The sequence below is a fragment of the Castellaniella sp. genome (assembly GCF_034675845.1).
Taxonomy (GTDB): domain Bacteria; phylum Pseudomonadota; class Gammaproteobacteria; order Burkholderiales; family Burkholderiaceae_B; genus Castellaniella.
In genome coordinates, this window is record NZ_JAUCCU010000001.1 from 1,802,751 (window position 1) to 1,817,864 (window position 15,114).

Below are 15,114 nucleotides of genomic sequence, written 5' to 3' on the forward strand. Positions count from 1 at the left end.
CCGGGTGTTTTTCCCGGTTCGCGCATCATTTTCCTTTCTGGGTTAAAATGGTGCGCCTTTTGGGGTAAGGACATAAGTTGTCCGCTAAAAGGCAGCTATAATTCAAGGGTTTGACTGTCAGCTGGCGTATCAAATGGTATGTCAGCTGCTTGGGTGTCAAGGCATATGCGCAAGCAACACACATCCGATCTCGCGGGCGGGGTCGGGGATGAAACTGGCGCGATCCAGCCGCTGGTACTGAGTGATCAGGATCGCGCGCAAATTGCCAGACGCTCGCAGATCGGCCTGTATCGGGCGCTGGCAGCGCAGGCATTCATGGGAATGTTGGTGGTGCTGGGCGCTTGGGGAATTGCCGGGAAGGACGCTGGGGCTTCCGCGCTGATAGGGGCGGCGGCTTATTTTGTGCCCAACGCTTTGTTCGCCTTGCGGCTGCTGCTTGGGTATTTCGGGCCTAAACGCCCGGGGTCGATTGCCTTTTTTCTGGGCGAATTCCTAAAGCTGTTCGCAGTGGCAGGGATAGTGGTCCTGGTGGCGTGGCAGTGGGGCAGCTGGTTGAATTGGCTGGCCTTCTTGCTGGGGCTGCTGGGCGTCATGAAAGGGTACGTGGTGTTGCTGGCCTTGCGCCGCTTGCCATGATTTGATTACGTTTGAAGGGCTTACCGATGACCGACGCAGTAACGACGCCTCAGTCCGAATATATTCAGCACCATTTGGTGCACCTGAATAATCTCGGCGGAAAACAAGAAATCATCGCCAACTTCGGCGTCGTCAACTACGATTCGCTTTTTTGGTCCGCCCTGATGGGCTTTGTGGTGATCTGGTTTCTTTGGCGCGCAGCCAAAAAAGCCACCACCGATGTCCCGGGCCGTTTTCAGATGTCCGTCGAAATGCTCGTCGGCATGGTCCAGGAAGAAGCCAAGAACATCGTTCCGAACGAAAAATCCCGCCTGTATGCCGCGCCGCTGGCGCTGACCGTGTTCCTGTGGATCACGCTGATGAATGCGCTTGATCTGATTCCGGTCGATCTGGTGGGCTGGATCTTCCGCATGACAGGGCTGGGTGCCGATCACGCGGACCCCCTGTACTACCACCGTATCTTGCCGACCGCCGACCTCAACATCCCGATGGGGATGTCGCTGGGCGTGCTGTTGCTCACGCTTTATTATGGCGTCAAGATCAAACACATCGGCGGTTTCGTCAAAGAGCTCTTCACCGCGCCGTTCCATGCGCATGGGGTGGCCGCCATCGTGCTGGCGCCTTTCAATCTGCTGCTCAATCTCATCGAATATGTCGCCAAGACCGTCTCTCTGGGCATGCGGCTGTTCGGCAATATGTATGCGGGCGAACTGCTGTTCATGCTGATCGCCTTGCTGGGGGGGGCCTGGGTCGGGACCGATGCAACAAGCATCAGTCTGGCATTCGGGCACGTGCTGGCCGGCTCGGCGTGGGCGATCTTCCATATCCTGATCGTGCTGCTGCAGGCATACATCTTCATGATGCTGACCCTGGTATATATCGGGCTGGCACACGAAGGCCACTGATTTCTGATTCTTTTGTTTTCTGACTAAACAACGTTTACTTACCAAGGAGTTGTTATGACCAACGTTGCATTCGTTGCGCTTGCTTGCGGTTTGATCATCGGTCTGGGCGCCATCGGTGCTTGTATCGGTATCGGCTTGATGGGGGGCAAATACCTCGAAGCTTCTGCTCGCCAGCCCGAACTCATGAACACCCTGCAAACCAAGATGTTCCTGCTGGTTGGTCTGATTGATGCCGCTTTCCTGATCGGCGTGGGTCTGGCCATGCTGTTCGCGTTCGCCAATCCGTTCGTCGGCTGATCGCACAGGCCTGCTGCGGCAGGCCAGGGGCTGGTCTCGCGCCTGCGGGTGGCGATCGGCCAGGTTTAGTGTCTTGTGGATTTGCCACAAGACACGAGAGGGTAAATTAGGGAAACGACCGTGAATTTAAACGCGACTCTCTTTTTCCAGATGATCGTGTTTTTCGTTCTGGGCTGGTTTACGATGAAATTCATCTGGCCACCCCTGACGAAGGCAATCGATGATCGTCGCCAGAAAATCGCCGACGGTCTGGCTGCCGCCGAAAAAGGCAAGGCAGATCTTGCCCAGGCGCAGGCGCGTGTCAGTCTGATCGAGGCAGCAGCCAAGAACGACAACCACGCACGTCTGGCCGAGGCCGAGAAACAGGCTGCCATGCTGATCGACGAGGCGCGCCGCGAGGCCGAGGCTGAGAAGGCTCGGATTGTGGCTCAGGCACGTCAGGACGCTGCCCACGAGGCTCAACGCGCACGCGAAACTTTGCGTGCCGAGGTCGCCGTGTTGGCGGTTAAGGGTGCCGAGCAAATCCTGCGCCGCGAAGTCGATGCCAAGGCACACGCTGATCTGCTGGATCAGCTGCAGGCACAACTCTGATCGGGGCGGCTCATGGCTGAACTATCTACTATCGCTCGCCCATACGCCGAGGCTCTTTTCGAGGCCGTGCGCAATGACGCGCAGGGCCTCGATTCCTGGTCCGGCATTTTGTCCTTGTTGGCACAGGTGTCCAGCCTGCCCGACGTGCAGGAAGCCATCGGTGATCCGCGTCTCAATGACGCGCAGCGCATCCAGTTGCTGATCGGGCTGGTGCCTCAGGCCCTGCCGCCTCAGGCAGCCAACCTGATTGCGCTGGTTATCGAAAACGGCCGCATCCAGGCCTTGCCGCAGGTGGCCGAACAATTCGAACTCCTGCGCAATCGGCTCGAGGGCACGGCCCTGGCCGAGATCACCAGTGCCTTTCCGCTGGACGATGCCCAGGTTGCCGGTTTGCTGCAGGGGCTCGAGCGCAAGTTCGGTCTCAAGCTCAAATCTCAGGTGACTGTCGATCCCTCATTGATCGGCGGGGTGCGCGTCTCGGTTGGCGATCACGTGCTCGACACTTCCGTGCAGGCCCGTCTGGCCAGTCTGCGCGATACGCTGGCCGCATGATGGCGGGCCACACAACAGGATTCCAGGAGTCTTACCATGCAACTTAACCCGTCCGAGATCAGCGAACTGCTGAAGAGCCGCATCGAAGGCCTGGGCGCGTCCACCGATGTCCGTACGCAGGGTACGGTGGTATCCGTCACTGACGGCATTACCCGCATCCACGGCTTGTCCGACGTGATGCAGGGCGAAATGCTCGAATTCCCCAATAACCGTTTTGGTCTGGCCCTTAACCTCGAGCGCGACTCCGTCGGCGCTGTGGTGCTGGGTGACTACGTGGGCGTGTCCGAAGGCGATTCGGTCAAGACCACCGGCAAGATTCTGGCAGTGCCAGTCGGCCCCGAACTCAAAGGTCGTGTGGTCGATGCACTGGGTGCCCCGATCGATGGCAAGGGCCCGATCAACGCCAAAGAAACCGACGTCATTGAAAAGGTCGCGCCGGGCGTGATTGCGCGTCAGTCCGTGTCCCAGCCCCTGCAAACGGGTCAAAAGGCCATCGACTCCATGGTGCCTATCGGTCGTGGTCAGCGCGAACTGATCATTGGCGACCGTCAGACCGGCAAGACCGCCGTCGCTGTCGACACCATCATCAACCAAAAAGGCAAGGGCGTTACCTGCGTGTACGTCGCCATTGGGCAAAAAGCCTCCACCATCAATAACGTGGTGCGCAAGCTCGAAGAACATGGCGCAATGGAATACACCATTGTCGTGGCTGCTGCCGCCTCTGATTCCGCCGCCATGCAGTACCTGGCTGCCTACTCAGGCTGCACCATGGGCGAATATTTCCGCGACCGCGGCGAAGACGCCCTGATCGTCTATGACGACTTGACCAAACAGGCCTGGGCCTACCGTCAGGTTTCGCTGCTGCTGCGCCGCCCACCTGGGCGCGAAGCCTATCCCGGCGACGTGTTCTACCTGCACTCCCGTTTGCTCGAACGCGCAGCCCGCGTCAACGAGCACTACGTAGAGCAATTCACCAAGGGCGCCGTCAAGGGCAAGACCGGGTCGCTGACCGCATTGCCGATCATCGAAACCCAGGCGGGCGACGTCTCGGCTTTCGTGCCGACCAACGTCATCTCCATTACTGACGGCCAGATCTTCCTGGAAACCGACTTGTTCAACGCCGGTATCCGTCCCGCCATCAACGCCGGTATTTCGGTGTCGCGCGTGGGGGGGGCAGCCCAGACCAAGATCGTGAAAAAACTGTCTGGCGGTATCCGTACCGACTTGGCCCAGTATCGCGAACTCGCCGCTTTTGCCCAGTTCGCCTCCGACCTCGACGACGCCACGCGGCGCCAGCTCGAACGCGGCAAGCGCGTGGTCGAATTGCTGAAGCAGCCTCAGTACCAGCCTCAACAGGTCTGGGAACTCGCTGTTGCGCTGTACTCGGTCAATAACGGCCACTTGGATGACTTCGATGTCAGCCGGGTTCTGTCGTTCGAAAAGGCCCTGAAGGACTACCTCAAGACCAAGCACGAAGCCCTGATCCAGCGCATCGAAGACGTCAAGGAACTCTCCAAGGAAGACGACGCCGAGTTGGCTGCCGCCATCGCCGAGTTCAAAAAGCACGGCACGTTTTAAGTTGCATCCGGGGCACCTGATGGTCGCCCCGGTCAGCCCAAGGGAATAGTGGAATGGCCGGAATCAAGGAAATTCGTACCAAGATCAAGAGCGTGCAAAACACGAGCAAGATCACCAAGGCGATGGAAATGGTCGCCGCATCGAAAATGCGCAAGGCGCAGGACCGCATGCGGGCTGGCCGTCCCTATGCCACCAAGGTTCGCGCGATTGCTGCGCACCTGATGCAGGCAAACCCGGATTACACCCATCCGTACATGATCGAGCGGGCCAAGCTCTCTGCCGTCGGCATCGTGCTGGTCACGACCGACAAGGGGCTGTGTGGTGGTCTGAATACCAACATCTCGCGCCTGGCCTTGGCGCGGATCAAGGAATTCGAAGAACAAGGCATTCGCGTGCAGGCAACCGCTTTGGGCTCCAAAGGCCTGAGCTTGCTCAGTCGCGTGGGCGTCAACGTCGTGTCCTCCGAAATTCAATTGGGGGATGCCCCCAATCTGGATCGCCTGATCGGTGCCATCAAGGCACAGATCGATGATTTCATCAATGGCAAGGTCGACGCGGTGTATGTGGCCACCAGCCGCTTCATCAACACCATGAAGCAAGACCCCAGTTTTATTCGTTTGCTGCCCCTGCCGTCGGGTCTGGGAGATCCTTTCCAGGCCGGCAGTCAGGAAGACGATACGCTGGACACGAAGTATGGCTGGGACTACATCTACGAGCCCGACTCCCAGACCGTCATCGACGATCTGTTGATGCGCTATGTAGAAGGCCTGGTATATCAGGCAGTGGCAGAAAACATGGCCAGCGAGCAGTCTGCTCGGATGGTGGCCATGAAGGCGGCTTCTGATAACGCCAAAAAAGTCATCGGCGACCTCCAGCTGGTCTACAACAAGACCCGTCAGGCGGCCATCACCAAGGAAATTTCGGAAATCGTGGGCGGCGCGGCGGCGGTCTAACCGACGCCAACCAGGGCAACCCAGAGATACTTATAGGACTAAACATGAGCAACGGTACCATCGTTCAGTGCATTGGCGCAGTGGTGGACATTCAGTTTCCCCGCGACAGCATCCCCAACATCTACGACGCGCTCACCTTGACCGACGAGTCCTCCGCATTCGCGGAAAAGGGCCTGACGTTCGAAGTCCAGCAGCAGCTGGGCGACGGCGTGGTGCGCACCATTGCCATGGGCTCCTCCGACGGCCTGCGCCGCGGCATGGCCGTGGCAGGCACCGGCGCCCCCATTTCAGTGCCAGTCGGCCTGGGCACCCTGGGCCGCATCATGGACGTCCTGGGTCGCCCCATCGACGAGCGTGGTGAGATCCAGGCCACCGAAAAGCGTTCGATCCACCAGCCTGCCCCTAAATTCGACGAGCTGTCTCCTTCCGTGGAACTGCTTGAAACCGGCATCAAGGTGATCGATCTGGTCTGCCCGTTTGCCAAGGGCGGCAAGGTCGGCCTGTTCGGCGGTGCCGGCGTGGGCAAGACCGTGAACATGCTGGAACTCATCAACAACATCGCCAAGGCCCACAGCGGTCTGTCGGTGTTTGCCGGCGTGGGTGAGCGCACCCGCGAAGGTAACGACTTCTATCACGAAATGTCCGATGCAGGCGTCATCAAGCTCGACAACCTGGCCGAATCCAAGGTCGCCATGGTGTTTGGCCAGATGAACGAGCCTCCCGGCAACCGTCTGCGCGTGGCCCTGTCGGGCCTGACCATGGCCGAGTCCTTCCGTGACGAAGGCCGTGACGTGCTGTTCTTCGTGGACAATATCTACCGCTACACCCTGGCTGGTACCGAAGTCTCCGCCCTGCTGGGCCGGATGCCTTCCGCCGTGGGCTATCAGCCTACCCTGGCCGAAGAAATGGGTAAGCTCCAGGAACGCATTACGTCCACCAAGACCGGCTCCATCACGTCCATCCAGGCCGTGTACGTGCCTGCCGATGACTTGACCGACCCGTCGCCTGCCACGACCTTCCTGCACCTGGACTCCACCGTGGTGCTGTCGCGTGACATCGCCGCCCTGGGGATCTACCCGGCTGTCGACCCGCTGGATTCCACCAGCCGTCAGCTGGATCCGCAAGTGGTCGGTGAAGAACACTACCAGATCGCCCGTGGCGTGCAGCAAACCCTGCAGCGTTACAAAGAACTGCGCGACATCATCGCCATTCTGGGGATGGACGAACTCTCGCCGGAAGACAAGCAGGCCGTGGCCCGTGCGCGTAAGATTCAGCGCTTCCTGTCGCAGCCTTTCCATGTGGCCGAAGTCTTTACCGGCTCGCCCGGTAAGTACGTCCCGCTGGCTGAAACCCTGCGCGGCTTCAAGATGATCGTCGAAGGCGAATGCGATGCATTGCCCGAACAGGCCTTCTACATGGTGGGCGGCATTGATGAGGCCTTCGAGAAGGCCAAAACCCTCCAATAAGGATTGCACATGGCGACTCTTCACATCGAAGTGGTCAGTGCGGAGGCCTCGATCTACTCGGGCGAGGCAACGTTTGTTGCCCTGCCCGGTGAATCTGGCGACCTCGGCATTCTGCCGGGGCACACTCCCCTGATCTCCCGTATCCGTCCGGGTACGCTCAAGATCAAGAGCAGCGACGGCACCGAAGAAAACATCTTCGTGGCCGGCGGCATCCTCGAAGTTCAGCCCAATTCAGTTACGGTGTTGTCCGATACGGCCATCCGTGCGGCTGACCTCGACGAGGCTCGTGCGATCAAGGCCCGCGAACGCGCCGAGGAAGCCCTGCGCAACACCAAGGACAAGGCCGATCTGGCCGTGGTCGAGGCGGAACTCGCGATGTTGGCTGCTCAGGCGGCCGCAGCGCGGAAATTCAGCCACAAGCGTTCCTCGCACTGATTCCGGCAGCTTGCTTCCGGCATGAAAAAGCACCTCACTCGAGGTGCTTTTTTTGAGCCGATAGAAAGCAAGAAGAATGGGGTCAGACACCATTTCCAAACGAAAATGGTGTCTGACCCCATTCTTCTTAGTCGGGTGGAGAAAATTCCTGTCGAATTTTGTTTTGCAGCACGCTTGCCTGCGCCAGCAGCGCAGGTTGTTGCCTAGCCCAGGCAGTCTGCCGATCCTGATCATGCGCTTGGCCCGTCGCCCAGATCGAGTCTGGAAAACAGGGATCGCCCCGCCAGCGGGGGATCAGGTGCCAGTGCAGGTGCGGCACCTGGTTGCCCAGACTGGCCAGATTGATCTTGTCAGGCTGCAGAATATCGCGTTGCAAGGCCTCCAGCCGATAGACCACCAGCATCAGCCTGTCTCGATTGGCCTGGGACAAGTCAGTCATTTCGGACACATGGTCGCGCCAGATCACCCGCAGGTAGCCAGGAAATTGCGCATCATCGACAGTGATGATGCGCAATTGCGCGTCTTCGTGCAGCAGCCCGACCGGGGCCGGGCCGCACAAGGGGCAGGTGGCGTTATGCATTGGGCTTGAAGAACAGGTCATTCAGCGCGGCCCCCGGGTCGCTGGCCCGCATGAAGGCCTCGCCCACCAGGAATGCCTGCACGCCGTGGGCGCGCATCTGCTCTACGTCTTCGGGCAGCAAGATGCCGCTTTCGGTGACCACGCGCTTGTTCGCCGGGACATCGGCCAGCATGCTTAGCGTGGTATCCAGGCGTGTTTCAAAGGTGCGTAGATTGCGGTTGTTGATCCCCAGCAGCGGCGTTTGCATGGCCAGGGCGGCGTCAAGTTCGCTGCGGTCGTGGATCTCGACCAGCACGTCCATGCCAAGCTCGATGGCCACGGCTTCGAGTTCCAATAATTGATTGGCAGACAGTGCGGCGGCGATCAGCAGCACGCAATCCGCCCCCAGCGCCCGCGCATGAATCACCTGATAGGGATCAATCATGAAATCCTTGCGCAGCACCGGCAGGCTGCAGGCGGCCCGCGCCTGGCGCAGGTGGTCGTAGCCTCCCTGGAAATATTGCACATCGGTCAGCACCGACAGGCAGGCTGCTCCCTGGCAGGCATAGCTGCCGGCGATCTCGGCCGGGTTGAAGTCGGTCCGAATCACGCCTTTGGAGGGAGATGCTTTTTTGATCTCGGCGATCACAGCGGGCTTGCCTTGGGCGATCTTGTCCTCGATGGCGCGGACAAAACCACGAATATCCTGACGGCTGCGCGCTTCGCGCAGCAGCTCGGCTTCACTGCGCATCTGCCGCGCGGTGACGACTTCAATGTGTTTGGTGTCCAGGATCTGCTTGAGGATATCGTTCATGACGCAAACCTTTGAGTGTACTGGCGGAATTGCTCGAGTTTTTCGCGGGCAGCACCCGAGGCGATCAGTTCGCCTGCCTGGGTGATGCCGGCTTGAATAGAGCTGGCCTGGTTGCCGGCATACAGCGCCAGCCCGGCATTCAGCATCACGATATCGCGTGCTGTGCCGGCCTTGTTGTCCAAGGCGGCACGGATCAACTGGGCGGATTCGTCGCGGTTGGTGACCTTGATGCTGCGATTGGATACCATGGCCATGCCGAAGTCTTCGGGGTGGATTTCGTATTCGCGCACTTCGCCGTCTTTCAGTTCGCCGATCAGGGTGGCGGCGCCCAGGGAGGCTTCGTCCATGCCGTCCTTGCCGTGGACGATCAATACATGGCGCGATCCCAGCCGCTGCAGTACGCGCACCTGGATGCCAACCAGATCCGGGTGGAAGACTCCCATCAACTGGTTTTCAGCCCCGGCTGGATTGGTCAGTGGCCCCAGGATATTAAAAATCGTGCGCACGCCCAGTTCGCGGCGGACGGCGGCGACATTTTTCATGGCGCCGTGGTGGGCCGGCGCGAACATAAAGCCAATGCCGGTGGCGTCGATGGACTCGGCGACTTGTTCAGGGCTGGCGGTGATGCAGACCCCCAGGGCCTCCAGCACGTCCGCGCTGCCCGACGAGGACGAGGCGCTGCGGTTGCCGTGCTTGGCGACTTTTGCCCCACCGGCGGCGGCCACGAACATGGCGGCGGTGGAAATATTGAAGGTATGTGATTTATCGCCGCCCGTGCCGCACATGTCCAGCAGCTCGTCGGGATAGGGGGTGGAGACTTTCAGGGCGAATTCGCGCATCACCTGGGCGGCGGCGGTGATTTCGCCGACGGTTTCCTTTTTCACGCGCAGGCCCATCAGCAGGGCGCTGGCCAACTGGGGCGACACTTCGCCGCGCATCAGCATGCGCATGAGTTCCAGCATTTCGTCGTGGAATATCTCGCGGTGTTCTATGCAGCGCACCAAGGCTTCGTTGGGGGTGATCAGTGGCATGATTGGCGTCCTTTGGCGTCAGAGATTGAGAAAGTTACGCAGCAAATCATGGCCATGTTCGCTGAGAATGGATTCCGGGTGAAACTGCACCCCGTAGATGGGCAGTGACTGGTGGGCGATTCCCATGATTTCGCCATCTGCGGTTTCGGCGGTGATCCGCAGGCAGTCCGGCAGAGAGGCGCGTTCGATGGCCAGCGAGTGATAGCGGGTCACCTGGAAGGGCGAGGGCAGATCGGTGAATAAGTCAGTGCCGGTATGTGTAATGGGCGAGACTTTGCCGTGCATCAGCGTCTGGGCGCGGACGATGCGTCCACCGTAGGCAGCGCCAATGGCCTGATGCCCCAGGCACACCCCCAGAATCGGGATGCGGCCGGCAAAGTGCTGAATCAGGTCAATGGAGATACCTGCCTCGGTGGGGGAGCAAGGGCCGGGCGAGATGCAGATGCGGTCGGGCTGGATGGCCTCGATGCCCGCCAGGTCGGTCTGATCGTTGCGCACGACGGACACCTGGACGCCCAGTTCGCCGAAATACTGCACCAGGTTGTAGGTAAAGGAATCGTAGTTGTCGAGCATCAGGAGCTTCATGATCAAGTATTTCCTTGGTCAGGCGCCACCGTGCTGGAGACAGAGAGGAGAGAAAACTTTGCCAGCCAGAACGGCGGCAAAATGCGATGTAACACGCATGTGGATGCCGCCCCGATTAGGAGCGCCACCAAGTGCAAACGTGAGGAATCGCGTGGAATGTCATGGCGGCATTTTACTGTGACGTGGCGATGCTGTCGAGCAGGGTAAGTACGGACCCAGTGCGATTAAATTTGGTCATACCAATATTGTGTTGAAGCCATATCGAACTAAGTTAATTCGCCCTTGTTTCGGTAAAACTTCAAAATTTATTGACGTGGCATGACCATTACTTCTATAATTTACGAACTTATCCTTAAATGGTCATACCAATAATGGCGCTGTGCCAGGGCTCCTGGCTGTTCACCGAATCATTCTATGCGTTTGTCGGACCGTCTCGCTGAACAACTGTTGGCTCTGATCGCAGATCAGGGCCTGCAGTCCGGCGACCGTCTGCCGTCCGAGCGCCAATTGGCCCTGGATCTGGGGGCCTCGCGGCCTTCGGTGCGTGAAGCCATCCAGCAATTGGCCAGCCGGGGCCTGCTGCGTAGCCGCCAGGGCGGAGGCACTTATCTGCAGGACGCGCCTGAAGCAGATGTGGCGGCATTCTGCCCGCCGTTGCTGGAATCCCTGGGTGACTTGATCTCGGATGACCCCGGATATCGCTACGATGTGCTGGAAGCGCGCCACGCCCTGGAGGGCGGAACGGCTTGGCATGCGGCACTGCGCGCTACCGATGAGGACCGTGCCCGCATGTGCGCCCGGTTCAATGATCTGCAGCGCTTTCAGGGGCGCGATGATGCGGATTTGCTGGCGCGCGCCGATGCCGGCTTTCATCTGGCCATTGCCGAGGCCTCGCATAATATCGTGCTGCTGCAGATGATGCGCGGCCTGTTTCAACTGCTGCATGCCAACGTGACGGAAGGCCGCCAGCGCATGTATACCGTGCAGCATACCCAGGAACAACTGGTTGACCAGCACGAGGCCGTCTTGCAGGCGATTCTGCGCGGCGATGCCCCCGCAGCCCGGGCATCTGTCTGGCTGCACCTGGAATTTGTGCACACCACCGTGCGCACCCTGGACGAGGACGAGGCCCGCCGTGCGCGCTCGTCGCGCCTATCTCCCTTTGTCTGACTGCCTAAATGCCATGATTATTTCTGCTTCTACTGACTACCGGGCTGCCGCCCAACGCCGCCTGCCGCCCTTTTTATTTCATTATGCCGATGGCGGGGCCTATGCCGAATACACCCTGAAACATAACGTCAGCGATCTGTCCAGTGTGGCGTTGCGCCAGCGGGTGCTGAATGACATGTCCAGCCTGGACCTGACAACCCGCTTATTCAACGAGACTTTGTCCATGCCGGTGGCGCTGGCGCCGGTCGGCTTGACGGGTATGTATGCCCGTCGCGGCGAAGTCCAGGCGGCCCGCGCGGCGGATCATCATGGCATCCCTTTCACCATGTCTACCGTGTCGGTCTGTCCAATCGAGGAGGTCGCCCCCGCCATCAGCCGTCCCATGTGGTTTCAGCTGTATGTGCTGAAGGATCGCGGCTTCATGAAAAGCGTACTGGAACGCGCCCAGGCCGCCGGGGTATCCACCCTGGTGTTTACGGTGGATATGCCGGTGCCCGGCGCCCGCTATCGTGATGCACATTCTGGCATGAGTGGCCCTTATGCTGCCTGGCGCCGCTACCTGCAGGCAGTGCTGCACCCGCGCTGGTCCTGGGATGTGGGTGTGCAGGGTCGACCACACGACTTGGGCAACGTATCCAAATACCTGGGCAAGCCAACCGGCCTGGAAGACTACATTGGCTGGTTGGGCAATAACTTCGATCCGTCCATTTCCTGGAAAGACCTGCAGTGGATCCGTGATTTCTGGCAAGGCCCGATGATCATTAAAGGCATTCTGGACCCAGACGACGCACGCGAAGCCGTGCGCTTTGGTGCGGATGGCATTGTGGTGTCGAATCATGGCGGGCGCCAGCTCGATGGTGTATTGTCCACGACCCGCGCCTTGCCGGCCATCGCCGATGCCGTCAAGGGCCAGATCGCCATCTTGGCGGATTCCGGCGTTCGCACAGGGCTGGATGTGGTGCGTATGCTGGCCCTGGGGGCGGATACGGTCCTGCTGGGCCGCGCCTGGTTGTACGCCTTGGCGGTTGGCGGCCAGGCCGGGGTGTCCAATTTCTTGAGCCTGATCGAAAAAGAGATGCGCGTGGCCATGACGCTGACCGGCGCACGTACTATTGCGGACATCACCCGGGACTCCCTGGTTCGAGATTGATTGGGTGTTTCCCCATATTCGGCGAACTCGATTTGATCTAAGATAAGAGGTTTGGGGTTTGAAACTTGTCTGAGAGGCCTCTGGCGCCATGCCATGCAGGCAGTATTTCACCCTGACTCACCGCGCCGGCTGCCCGCCGATCCAGGCTGACCGGCACTTGCCAATCAGCCGGCTCAAAAGGCAGGCTTACATTCGGGCTTACCCATGGACATGCACATCAATACTCCCGCCGTCTTCTCCCAACGCGCCATGCAGCTGACCAGCTCGGCCATCCGCGAAATTCTCAAGATCACCGAACGCCCAGAGGTCATTTCCTTTGCCGGTGGCTTGCCATCCCCTAGCGGTTTTCCGATTGCCGAACTACGTGCGGCCTTCGACCGCGTGCTGGATACTCAGGGCGCCACTGCCTTGCAGTATGGCCGCACCGAGGGCTATACCCCCCTGCGCGAATGGGTGGCCCAGGATCTTTCCCGCGAAGGCGCACCCATAGACCCCGAAGAAGTGCTGATTGTCTCGGGTTCCCAGCAGGCTCTGGACATGCTGGGCAAGCTCTTTATCGATCCGGGTTCCAAGGTTCTGGTCGAGGCGCCCAGCTATTTGGGGGCGCTGCAGTCATTTTCCCTGTTTCAGCCGCAGTTTCAGGCGGTCCCCACCGATGCGGGTGGCCTGGTGCCCGACGCCCTGGATGATGCGCTGGTGCGCGACGCCCGTTTTATTTATGTATTGCCTAATTTCCAGAACCCCACGGGGCTGACCCTGGACCGCGCCCGACGCCAGGCCCTGGTCGAACGCTGTGCGGCTCTGGGTCTGCCCATCATCGAGGACGATCCCTACGGCGAACTGCGCTATGCCGGCCAGCCTCAGCCTGGGCTGCTTGAGCTTGGCCGTCCGGCGGGTGCCACCGTCATCCGTCTGGGTTCCTTCTCCAAGGTGCTGGCCCCTGGCATGCGCCTGGGTTATGTCGTGGCCCCGAAAGCCATCATCAGCAAGCTCGTGCAAATCAAACAGGCGACTGATCTGCATACGGCCACGGTCACCCAGATGGCGGTTTATGAAACCGTGCGCGACGGGTTTTTACAGCGCCATCTGCCGTTGGTGCGCGATCTGTATCAGCGCCAATGCGGCTATATGTTGGACGCTCTACAGCAGTATTTTCCAGCGGATGCGCAGTGGACGCGCCCGGAGGGCGGCATGTTCATCTGGGTCACCCTGCGCGATGGCATGGATACCACGCAGCTGCTGCAGCAGGCCATTGCCAAAAATGTCGCTTTTGTGCCGGGTGCGCCGTTTTATGCCGGGGTTCAGGCGCCGACCAATACCTTGCGTCTCAGCTTCGTCACCGTGCCGGAAGATCGTATCCGCAGCGGCATTCAGGTGCTGGGCCAACTGATCGGTCCTGCAGGGCAGTCCTGATGTCGGGGCAGCCGCCCGATCCCGCGCGCGTCCAGCCTGCCGCTCCGGATCTGTCCGACATGCGTGCGGACGACTGGGTGGCGCGCTGGCTGCCGGCCGCCTGGGGGCCTTATGCCCGTCTGTGCCGTCTGGACCGGCCTGTGGGGACGTGGCTGACCCTGCTGCCGGCCTTGGCCGCGCTGGTGCAGGCTGCCGATGGCTGGCCGACCCTGTGGCGCCTGGTGGTGTTCTCGCTGGGGGCTTTGCTGATGCGCGGGGTGGGTTGCTGCTTCAATGATATTTTCGATCGAAACTTCGACCATCAGGTCGAGCGTACCCGCTTTCGGCCACTGACCAGTGGCCAGCTTAGTCTGTCGGCGGCTTTGTGGTTCGTGCTGGCCCAGCTGTTGGTCAGTGGCAGTCTGTTGCTGGCGATCAATGCCTATAGTCGCTGGCTGGCCTTGGCGCTGTTGCCGCTGGTGATTATCTACCCCTTGTGCAAACGCTATACCTATTGGCCGCAGGCCGTGCTGGGCATGGCATTCAACTGGGGCATGCTGATGGCCTGGACCGACACGCGCGACGTGCTGCCCTGGTATGGGGTGGCGATGTGGCTGGGGGCCGTGCTGTGGCAGATCGGCTATGACGCCATCTATGCCTATATCGATCTGCGCGATGACCGCAGGCTGGGTCTGAAATCGGTGGCCATGCGCTTTGGCAACCATGGCCGCTTCTGGATTGGTGGCTTTTATGCTGTGACCGCCGCGCTGTGGACCGCAGCGGGTTGGGGCATGGGCATGGACTGGCCATATTACGTGGTCATGGCCGTCATTGCGGGGCATTTTATCTGGCAGATGTCGCTGTTCGACGTGCATCAGCCCGAGCATGGCTTGCGTTTGTTTCGTTCCAATATGCAGGTGGGCGTCTTGCTGATCGTGGCGGCGCTGGCTGGCACGGTGCTGCTTGTTTAAGCTAGACTGATTCGATAGAACCAGACAAG

General features: G+C 60.1%; 17 protein-coding genes. 13 read left to right on the forward strand and 4 right to left on the reverse strand.

Annotated features, from left to right (window positions below; all coding sequences use genetic code 11):
- Positions 1-165 precede the first annotated feature (165 nt).
- The 9 genes from VDP81_RS08655 (at position 166) to VDP81_RS08695 (ending at position 7,413) form a co-directional block, all read left to right on the forward strand.
- Positions 166-636 (forward strand): ATP synthase subunit I, encoded by a 471-nt coding sequence (locus VDP81_RS08655; protein WP_322995935.1) that lies wholly within the window; start codon positions 166-168, stop codon positions 634-636.
- Positions 637-662: 26 nt separating this feature from the next.
- The gene (atpB, locus tag VDP81_RS08660; protein WP_322995936.1) at positions 663-1,541 is read left to right on the forward strand and encodes a F0F1 ATP synthase subunit A; all 879 of its coding nucleotides are present in this window, start codon (positions 663-665) and stop codon (positions 1,539-1,541) included.
- A 54-nt stretch (positions 1,542-1,595) separates the two neighbouring features.
- A complete protein-coding gene (atpE, locus tag VDP81_RS08665) occupies positions 1,596-1,838 on the forward strand; it encodes a F0F1 ATP synthase subunit C (protein ID WP_298014239.1) in 243 nt (80 codons plus the stop codon).
- A 120-nt stretch (positions 1,839-1,958) separates the two neighbouring features.
- Positions 1,959-2,429 carry a F0F1 ATP synthase subunit B gene (locus VDP81_RS08670; protein WP_322995937.1) on the forward strand — a complete coding sequence of 157 codons (471 nt, stop codon included), beginning with the start codon at positions 1,959-1,961 and terminating at the stop codon, positions 2,427-2,429.
- Between the two features lie 12 nt (positions 2,430-2,441).
- Entirely contained in the window at positions 2,442-2,981 is a 540-nt protein-coding gene (locus tag VDP81_RS08675; protein WP_322995938.1) for a F0F1 ATP synthase subunit delta, read from the forward strand.
- Between the two features lie 36 nt (positions 2,982-3,017).
- Positions 3,018-4,559 (forward strand): F0F1 ATP synthase subunit alpha, encoded by a 1,542-nt coding sequence (gene atpA, locus VDP81_RS08680; RefSeq protein ID WP_322995939.1) that lies wholly within the window; start codon positions 3,018-3,020, stop codon positions 4,557-4,559.
- A 53-nt stretch (positions 4,560-4,612) separates the two neighbouring features.
- On the forward strand, positions 4,613-5,512 hold the full coding sequence (atpG, locus tag VDP81_RS08685; protein ID WP_322995940.1) for a F0F1 ATP synthase subunit gamma: 900 nt from the start codon (positions 4,613-4,615) through the stop codon (positions 5,510-5,512).
- 44 nt (positions 5,513-5,556) lie between these two features.
- On the forward strand, positions 5,557-6,978 hold the full coding sequence (gene atpD / locus VDP81_RS08690) for a F0F1 ATP synthase subunit beta (protein WP_322995941.1): 1,422 nt from the start codon (positions 5,557-5,559) through the stop codon (positions 6,976-6,978).
- A 9-nt stretch (positions 6,979-6,987) separates the two neighbouring features.
- On the forward strand, positions 6,988-7,413 hold the full coding sequence (locus tag VDP81_RS08695) for a F0F1 ATP synthase subunit epsilon (protein ID WP_322995942.1): 426 nt from the start codon (positions 6,988-6,990) through the stop codon (positions 7,411-7,413).
- A 127-nt stretch (positions 7,414-7,540) separates the two neighbouring features.
- Here the strand turns inward: VDP81_RS08695 and VDP81_RS08700 are convergent, their stop codons facing one another.
- Genes VDP81_RS08700 through VDP81_RS08715 form a run of 4 tightly spaced genes read right to left on the reverse strand, consistent with a single transcriptional unit; the run spans position 7,541 to position 10,402 of the window.
- Positions 7,541-7,993: an HIT family protein gene (locus tag VDP81_RS08700; protein WP_323012063.1), complete on the reverse strand. Its 453-nt coding sequence runs from the start codon at positions 7,991-7,993 to the stop codon at positions 7,541-7,543.
- Positions 7,986-8,786, reverse strand: a complete 801-nt coding sequence (trpC, locus tag VDP81_RS08705; RefSeq protein ID WP_323012064.1) for an indole-3-glycerol phosphate synthase TrpC — start codon at positions 8,784-8,786, stop codon at positions 7,986-7,988. Before trpC ends, VDP81_RS08700 begins: the two co-directional genes overlap by 8 nt.
- Positions 8,783-9,817: an anthranilate phosphoribosyltransferase gene (trpD, locus tag VDP81_RS08710; protein WP_323012065.1), complete on the reverse strand. Its 1,035-nt coding sequence runs from the start codon at positions 9,815-9,817 to the stop codon at positions 8,783-8,785. Before trpD ends, trpC begins: the two co-directional genes overlap by 4 nt.
- Positions 9,818-9,835: 18 nt before the next feature.
- The gene (locus tag VDP81_RS08715) at positions 9,836-10,402 is read right to left on the reverse strand and encodes an aminodeoxychorismate/anthranilate synthase component II (RefSeq protein WP_323012066.1); all 567 of its coding nucleotides are present in this window, start codon (positions 10,400-10,402) and stop codon (positions 9,836-9,838) included.
- 414 nt (positions 10,403-10,816) lie between these two features.
- Here VDP81_RS08715 and lldR point away from each other — a divergent pair, with 414 nt between their 5' ends.
- The 4 genes from lldR to ubiA all read left to right on the forward strand — a co-directional run bounded on the left by lldR (position 10,817) and on the right by ubiA (position 15,085).
- Complete coding sequence (lldR, locus tag VDP81_RS08720) at positions 10,817-11,572, forward strand: transcriptional regulator LldR (protein ID WP_322995947.1); 756 nt, start codon at positions 10,817-10,819, stop codon at positions 11,570-11,572.
- A 13-nt stretch (positions 11,573-11,585) separates the two neighbouring features.
- Positions 11,586-12,722: an FMN-dependent L-lactate dehydrogenase LldD gene (gene lldD / locus VDP81_RS08725; protein ID WP_323012067.1), complete on the forward strand. Its 1,137-nt coding sequence runs from the start codon at positions 11,586-11,588 to the stop codon at positions 12,720-12,722.
- 204 nt (positions 12,723-12,926) lie between these two features.
- Entirely contained in the window at positions 12,927-14,135 is a 1,209-nt protein-coding gene (locus tag VDP81_RS08730) for a PLP-dependent aminotransferase family protein (protein WP_323012068.1), read from the forward strand.
- Positions 14,135-15,085 carry a 4-hydroxybenzoate octaprenyltransferase gene (gene ubiA / locus VDP81_RS08735; protein WP_322995950.1) on the forward strand — a complete coding sequence of 317 codons (951 nt, stop codon included), beginning with the start codon at positions 14,135-14,137 and terminating at the stop codon, positions 15,083-15,085. The genes VDP81_RS08730 and ubiA overlap by 1 nt, the downstream gene beginning before the upstream one ends.
- Positions 15,086-15,114 lie beyond the last annotated feature (29 nt).